The following is an 8,114-nucleotide window of genomic DNA, read 5'->3' as shown; positions in this document are numbered from 1 at the left end:
AATTAAGTAGTCGCTATGATTGTGTTTTGCCTCCAGGCTTTAATTATCGATGAATTCATATTCACCTAGTAACTCATCAAGCTCTTCTAGTGACATTTTATTGTAACCATAATCGGAAGCTGTTTTTTCTGATTCCGTTTGATTAATACAATGATTGATTATCATTTCAAGGTTCTCTTTATACTTTTGGTTAAAATCAGCGATTAAAAATTCAGAATATTCCCCTTCATTGAAGGTAGTGTTTATTATTAATGTATCCTCTACAATTATTGAATTAATTTCTATAGAAGCATCTCTTGCATTTTCGCCACCTATACTTTCGCCAGGTGATAGCCATGATGCAGAAAATTCTTCATCGGTCGCTTTTTTACTCATTTCTCCCAAATAATTAAATAATATAGGTGCCGTTTCATCATTTAACAAATCTTGATCCTTTTTTAGGTATTTTAAAACCCCATATCCTATTCCGTTATTAGGAATTTTTCTTAAAGTCTCTTTTACCAATTTTATACTCATAGAAATTTCTTTTTCTTTACCTAAATCAAAATATACAGGGTATATTGTAGTAAACCACCCAATAGTCCTACTAACATCTATGTTTTCAATGACTTCTTCTCTTCCATGACCTTCCATGAGAATTTTCAGCCTGTTTTCTCCTGTTAAATCTCTTACTGTTACTAACAAAGCCGCTAAAAGGATATCATTTATTTGAGTATTATATGTTTTGTTTGTTTCTCCCAATAACTTTTGAGTGTTCTCCTTATTTAGTGAAATGGTTAAGGTCTTGCTATTTTTATAATCGGTCACATCTATTTCTTCATTTTTTGCTAAAAAATCTACTTTCATTTTAGATATGTCTGCCCAATATTTTTTTTCTTTTAGAAGTTTATTACCTACCGCATAATCCATTAAATTTTCTGAAAACTCCTTAAATGAATCCGTTTTAAAACCTATATCAAGTTTTTCATTGAGATATGCTTGTTTGTATAACATTTCGAAATCTTCGAATAATATTCGCCATGATACTCCATCTATTACAAGATGATGGATAGTAATAAGCAAATGATCACCCTCATTTGTTCTAAAAATGCAAAGTTTTAACATTTTACCGTCAGTAATCGAAATTTCTTTTTGTATATTTGTTGCTAGTTGACCCACTATCTCCTGTTGATTATCTTGACTCTTAATATCATGGACATATAAATCAAAGAAATCCCCATTTAAATCACGATTATATTGAATAATTTCACCATTTTCCTCTTTATAAATCATTCGTAAAGCATCGTGTTTTTCACAAATTTTACGAAACACCTTTTCTACAATCTGTTCTTCAAATCCATTTTTTCTATACAGCATAAATGATTGATTATAGTGATTTAGCTCTTTATTATTTAATGCTTCGTTTAATACAAAATGTCTTTTCTGTATTGGCATTAAAGGAACATTTCCCTGAATTATTTCATAGTTTTTCTTTACTCTCGATTCATTTTTTACATACTTACTAAGATTTTTAATTTTCGGGTTTTCAAATAAATCTTTAATTTTGAGTTTAAGATTCACTTTCGATAGTTTAGAAACTATTTGTAACGCTTTTATAGAATCTCCACCAACCTCAAAAAAACTATCGTTAATTCCAATTTCTTTAATACCCAAGACATCCTGCCAAGCTGATACAAGATGTTCTTCCACTTCATTTCGAGGCGCTTCATAATCTGTTCCCTTAGAAAGGTCCCCCTCTTGTACAAGAGGCAATGCTTTTCTATCTATTTTTCCATTCGGTGTAAGAGGCATTTTATCTAATTGAATAAAAAATGAAGGAATCATATAATCTGGTAAATAATTTGACAAGTAGTCTCTTAATTCACTTGTAGTTAGCTCCTCTTTAGCTATTATGTATGCACATAAATAGGTAAAACCAGCATTATCTTTCCGATCAATTACTACCGCCTGATTTATATTTTGATTACCTAATAGTTTAGCTTCAATTTCTCCTATTTCTACCCTAAACCCTCGAACCTTTACTTGATTGTCTATTCTTCCTAAAAACTCAATATTTCCATCTGAAAGCCATCTTGCCAAATCTCCTGTTTTATACATTTTTTCACCAGGTATAAAGCCATTTGAAACAAACCTTTCATGAGTAAGATCTGGCTTGTTTAAGTATCCTTTTGCAAGACCTTTTCCACCAATGTACAATTCACCATACACCCCTATAGGTTGTGGTTCTAATAAAGAGTTTAAAACATAATATTTTGTGTTATTTAACGGCTTTCCTATAGGAGTATTTACCATTTGTGGTATATAATCGTACTCTTCTTCATAATAGCTAGAATCAATAGTTGCTTCTGTAACTCCATAGCTATTAATTACTCTCATATTCTCCCCATATCTTTTAACCAAATTTTTGTACTCATGTATAGGACAGCTATCAGAACCTAATATTAATAATCGTAATGTCGTGAGATCAAAATTATTTTCATATACATAATTCATAAAAGGTATAATAAGACTTGGAGTGGATTCAAAAATATTAATCTTATACTTCTTAATTATCTTATATAATAAATCTAGTTCTAGCTTGATATGACTCGGTACTATATACATTGTCCCGCCATTTAATAAACTTCTACATAAGTCCCCTGCAAATACATCAAACGACATACTAGCCATTTGTAATAAATTCACTTCATACTTTGACAATTCATAGTGATCTCTCCAAGTGTAATGGGCATTAACCAAATTTTTATGCTCTACTAACACACCTTTAGGGTTTCCAGTTGTTCCTGATGTATATATGATATACACTAAATCATCTGGTGAATTGATATGATTCAAATTATCTTCATCGATATCATATATATCTATATGATTTATATTTACTACTTCACCGTAGGAACCATTTTTATCCGTTAGATGTTCTTGGGTAATAATAATGTCCGCACTACTATCCTCAAGCATAAATTCTATTCTCTCTGTAGGGTATTCTGGATCTATCGGCAGATATGCTCCTCCAGCTTTTAGAACCCCCAATATTCCTACAATCATTTCTACTGATCTATCCACCATTATTGCAACTATACTATTTTGTACAACACCTTTTTCTCTCAAAGTTCTAGCTAGTTTATTTGCTTTTTTATTCAATTCTTCATAGGTCAACTGCTTTTCTTCGAACACTACAGCTATATGATTTGGTGTTTTTTTAACCTGCTCTTCAAAAAGTTCGTGTATAGTACCTACTGGATATTCAACAGCAGTATCATTATACTTGTTTAATATCATTTCTCTTTCTTCTTGTGAAAGCAAATTTATTTCACTTAATTTTTGTTCAGGATTATTAACAATTTCTTTTAAGATATTAACTACATGATTTCCAATTCTTTGTATTGTTTCTTTTTTAAATAATTTTGTGCAATACTCTAAAATAAATTCTATATGATCTGTATTTTCAATTGCCGATAAACTTAAATCAAACTTTGCCGCTTTAAAATCAATGTTATACGGTTCGATTTTTAAGCCTTTTATATTCAACTCTAGATTATCTAAATTTTGAATAGAAAACATCGTATCAAACAATGCGTTTCTACTAATATCCCTTTTTAAGGCTAGCTTTTCAACTAATTCATCAAATTGATAATCTTGATTTTCATAAGAATTTAAGGTGTTTTCTTTTACTTTCTTCAAATAATCAATGAATCTACTGTCTGCTTTAGGACGATTTCTCATCACAAGAGTATTAACAAACATACCAATAGTATTTTTCAAATCATCATGTTGTCTTCCTGCAGTTGGCGAGCCAACTATAATGTCTTCTTGTCCCGTATATTTCGAAAGTAGCGTTGTATATGCTGCTAAAAGTAGCATATACATAGTAACTCCATTTTCCCTTGCAAACATTTTAAGCTTGTTTGTTAGTTCAGGATCTATTTCAAAACTTAATCTATCTCCCTCGCTACTTTGTATTTGTGGTCTTGGAAAGTCAGTTGGCATATTCAGAACTGGTATCTCATCCTCAAATACTTTAAGCCAATATTCCTCCTGTTTCTTTATATTATCACCGTTACAAAACTTTTCTTTCCATTCTGAATAGTCTTTATATTGAATTTCTAATGGCGCTAATTTTTTTTCTCCAAATATATCTGTTAACTCTTTCATCAAAATGCTCATTGATACTCCGTCTGAAATAATATGATGCATATCAAGCATCATGATATGCACATCCTGACTAACTTGTACGATTTCTACCCTTAGAAGAGGAGCTACCTCTAGATTAAAGGGTCTTATGAATCGCGCCACTCGTTCTGATACGTTCTCTTTCCCTAATTCACTATATTCAATTTTAAAATCTATTTCTTTTTCTATCTTTTGAACTGGTTCTCCATCAATCATTACAAAAGAAGTTCTTAATGCTTCATGTCTATCAATTAATGCTTTAAAGGCTTTTTCAAAAGTGTCCAATTGAAAGCGCCCCTTCATTTGTATAACAACTGGTAGATTGTAAGTAATTCCACTATCCTCTATTTGATTTAAAATATATAGCCTTTTTTGAGCCGATGAAAGATTATAAAATTGCTTTTCCTCAGCTTTCTTTATTTTTGAGTAAGTACTCGTTTCTTTCCCTTTTATATATTCGCCAATGCCTTTGATAGTAGGAAAATTAAATATTTGTTTTAATGGTATTTCAACATTTAATTCTTTGTGTATCTTTGATACCAATGAAAAAGCTTTTAGTGAATGTCCTCCAGCTTCAAAGAAGTTATGATTTATTCCAATTTTCTCTATACCCAAAACGTCCTTCCACACTAAAGCCAACTTCTCTTCTACTAGATTTCGAGGTGCTTCATAATGATTTTCTATAAATTTATTGAAATCTGGTTCCGGTAATGCTTTCACATCCACTTTTCCATTAAGTGTAATCGGCAATTTTTCCATCTCTATGAAATGCAAAGGAATCATGTAACCAGGAAGCTCTTTGGCAAGCAACTCTCTCACTTTATCTATGTTCAGTTCTTCATTCAAATCATTAACTGTAATAAATGCGCAAAGATATCTGTTTCCATCTATCCCCTCTTTATCAATTACTTTAGCTTCTTTTATGTTCAATTGTCTTAATAAGTGATATTCAATTTCTTCCAGTTCAATTCTAAAACCGTGAATTTTTACCTGATTATCTATTCTACCTAAAAATTCAATATTTCCATCAGGTAGCCATCTTACTAAATCTCCAGTCCGATACACTCGTTCTCCTAAACTAAAAGCATTAGACTTGAATTTTTCTTCAGTTAATTCTTTTTTATTTTTGTATCCTCGCGCTACACCTTCTCCACCTATATATAATTCACCAGGTATTCCTATCGGCAGTAATTGAGCGTTATTATCCAAAACATATAATTTATAATTGCTTAGTGGTTTACCTATAGGTACACTCATTCCCATACAATCATTGGAACTGACCTTATAATATGTTGCACAAACAGTTGTTTCTGTAGGACCATATGAATTATAAACATCGGCAATCTCAATAATATTTTTTATATATTCATACTTTAAAACATCTCCACCACTAATAAATTTCATATTTTTATTAAGTATTAAATGCTTATTTTTATCAATTTCATTGAGTAACAGTGGTGAACAGCTTACTAAAGTCACATTATATTTTTCAATATTTTTAACTAGCTCATCTATGTTCAGATCACCAATTTTTTTACTAATAATTAATTTCCCTGAATTAGCCAAAATAGGAAATGTTTCTTCCGTAAAAGCATCAAATGAAAATGAAACTACTTGTAATATAGAATCTTCTTCATTTAAAGTAATTTGTTTTGAAAATGCATAAATATAGTTAATGACGTTACGATGTGTAGTCATAACCCCTTTAGGCTTTCCACTAGAACCTGACGTATATATTAAATAAGCTAAATCAGATGAATGATTTAAATTTTCTAGGTTGTCCTTATTTAAAGAACTAATTTCTTCATCATTAAATAAAATACTTGGAACTATTCTTACTTTGAATTGTAAGTGCTCCTGAGTAACAACTAATTTTGCTTCACTATCTTTTAGCATATATTCAATTCTTTCTTCAGGATACTCAGGGTCAATTGGTAAATATGCTGCTCCAGCTTTTAAAATTGCCAATATGCCAATTATCATTTCTGGGGATTTATCCGCCATAATTCCTATTACAGTATCCGGCTTTGCACCATTTTTTCTAAGCAACCTTGCCAGTCGATTTGCTTTTTCATTTAGTTGTTTATATGTTAATTGTTCCTCTTCAAATATAACTGCAATATGATTTGGTGTTTTTAGAACCTGCTCTTCAAATACATGGTTTAAGGTCTTATTTTTAGGAAATTCGGCCATGGTATCATTAAATTTGTGTAATATGATTTCCGTTTCTTCTTCTGAAAGTAAATTTATTTCTCCTAATTTAAGCCCCGGATTATTGGTAATTTCCTTTATTACATTTACTAAATGACCTGCAAGTCTTTTGATTGTTTCTTTTTTAAATAATTTTGTGCAATATTGCAAATCAAATTTCAAATGATCTGTATATTCTATCGCCGTAAGACTTAAATCAAATTTCGCCACATTAAAATCAATATCGCAAACCTCAGTGGTTACTCCATTTATATTAAACTCAAAATTATTTTGAGTTTGTATATCAAACATCGTATCAAACAATGCGCTTCTACTTGTTTCTTTTCTTAAATTTAGTTTCTCTACTAATGTATCAAATTGATATTCTTGATTCTCATAAGCATTTAATGTGTTTTCTTTTACTTGTTTTAAATAATCAATGAATTTAGTATCTGCTTTTGGATAACTTCTCATTGCAAGGGTATTGACAAACATGCCAATTGTATTTTTTAAATCATCATGTGTTCTTCCCGCAATTGGTGAACCAACTATTATGTCCTCTTGCCTTGTATATTTAGAAAGAAGCGTTTTATATACTGCTAAAAGAAGCATATACATAGTAACTCCATTTTCCCTTGCAAGAAATTTAAGTTTATTTGTTAATTCAGAATCTATTTCAAAACCAAGCCTATCTCCCTCACTACTTTGTATTTGTGGTCTTGGAAAATCAGTTGGCATATTCAGAACTGGAATGTCACCCTCAAATACCTTGAGCCAATATTCCTCCTGCTGCTTTATGTTATCTCCTTTATAGTATTCTTTTTGCCATTCCGAATAGTCTTTATACTGAACTTTTAATGGTGCTAATTCTTTTTCTCTAACTAAATCAGCTAACTCCTTCATTAAAATGCCCATTGATACTCCATCTGAAATAATATGATGCATATCAAGCATCATGATATGCTCATTCTGATTAACACGTAAAATCTCTACCCTTAGAAGCGGCGCTATCTCTAAATCAAAAGGTCTTATAAATCGTGCCACTCGTTCTGATACGCTATCTTCTCCTAATTCACTATATTCAATTTTAAAATCTATTTCTTTTTCTATCTTTTGAACTGGTTCTCCATCAATCATTACAAAGGATGTTCTTAATGCTTCATGTCTATCAATTAGTACCTTAAAAGCATTCTTAAAAACTTGCATTTGAAAATCGCCCACGATTTTGATAACTAAAGGAATATTATATGTCGTACCTTTAGATTCCAAATTATTTAAAATAAGCATCCTTTTTTGTGCCATTGATAAGGTATAACAATTATTTTCTGATTGTTTCGCTTTTGGAATTTCATTCTTTTTTTCTATATCTTCATTTTTTAAAGCTATAATAATTTTTTCTTTATATAACTTTATTTTTCCCTTTAATTCAGCTGTTATTAGTTCACGAGGTCCAATAATTTTTATCTTCCCTTGATTCTGATATAAGAAAATGTTTGATTTTTTCAAATCATTTATAAACCCTTTAATATCCATAACTAGAATCATTCCCTTCGCGGTGCCCATTCAATTTCTCACACTATTAGTAAATAACTAAAACAACTATCAAATTCCATATACATCTTTGAAATTCAAACCATTGGGCCTAGCTTAACTGCACAATCTATTCCTTTTTCTCTGCTGAGAAGAAGTATAGATTGTACAGTTTTCCTAGGATAAATCCCCTTTTCTTATAATTAAATCTGAAATCTCAAAAC

At 30.5% G+C, this 8,114-nt stretch carries 1 protein-coding gene; it reads right to left on the bottom strand.

From position 1 onward, the window contains the following. Positions 1-39: 39 nt before the first annotated feature. On the bottom strand, positions 40-7,893 hold the full coding sequence (locus CGQ22_RS14445; RefSeq protein WP_139032781.1) for a non-ribosomal peptide synthetase: 7,854 nt from the start codon (positions 7,891-7,893) through the stop codon (positions 40-42). Between the last annotated feature and the right edge of the window lie 221 nt (positions 7,894-8,114).

This window comes from Bacillus sp. M13(2017) (assembly GCF_002218325.1).
GTDB lineage: Bacteria > Bacillota > Bacilli > Bacillales > Bacillaceae_G > Bacillus_A > Bacillus_A thuringiensis_K.
This window is presented reverse-complemented; position numbering and strand designations above follow the sequence as displayed.